This window comes from Janthinobacterium sp. UMAB-60, from assembly GCF_900095235.1.
Classification (GTDB): Bacteria; Pseudomonadota; Gammaproteobacteria; order Burkholderiales; family Burkholderiaceae_D; genus Janthinobacterium.
Map to the genome: position 1 here is coordinate 1 of NZ_LT607526.1, position 851 is coordinate 851.

Below are 851 nucleotides of genomic sequence, written 5' to 3' on the forward strand. Positions count from 1 at the left end.
AATGAACTGGCCGGCATCGGCGACGTGGCCAGCGTGCGCGCGTTTACCTCGGCCGACGGCTTGAACTACGGCCGCCTGGCGTACCAGGGCCAGGCCGGGTTGCTGCGCCTGGGCGGCGCTTACACGTATATGGATTACAAGCTGGGCAAGGAATTTTCCGTGCTCGACGCCAAGGGCACGGCGAAGATCGCCAGCGCCTACGGCAGTTATCCGCTGATCCGCTCGCGCGGCAGCAATCTGTATGCGCAGGTCAGCTACGACGACAAGACGTTCCAGGACCGCACGGAATCGACGGGCACGGTCAACGACAAGACAGCCAGCGTGTGGATGCTGAACCTGAACGGCGACGCCAAGGATGGCTGGGGTGGCGGTGGCGCGAGCACGTATTCGGTGACCTACACCACGGGCAAGATCGATATCGGGACGCCGCTCGCCTTGCTGATCGACCGGCTGACGGTGAAGAGCAACGGCCACTTCAACAAGCTCGCCTTCAACGCGGCGCGCGTGCAAAGCCTGGGCGGCGAGACGAGCTTGTTCGGCAGCCTCAGCGGCCAGGCTGCGTCGAAAAACCTCGATGTCTCGGAAAAGATGGGCATCGGCGGCGTGGGCGGCGTGCGCGCCTATCCGGGCGGCGAGGCGTATGGCGACCAGGGTTACGTGCTGAATCTGGAATTGCGGCACAACTTGCCGGCGTTCACTGCCGTGGCTGGTCAGCTGCAGCTGATTGGCTTTGCCGACACGGGCACCGTCAAGCTCAACCGCGACGCGTGGAGCGCCGGCGAGAACCGCCGCACCCTGAGCGGCGCCGGCGTGGGCGTGACGTGGACGGGCGCCAATGCGCTCGTGCTGAA

1 protein-coding gene is annotated in these 851 nt (G+C 65.3%); it reads left to right on the plus strand.

Annotated features, from left to right (window positions below; translation table 11 throughout):
- A partial coding sequence (locus K0F86_RS27155) for a ShlB/FhaC/HecB family hemolysin secretion/activation protein (RefSeq protein WP_306823230.1) occupies window positions 1-851 on the plus strand: 851 nt, incomplete at both ends.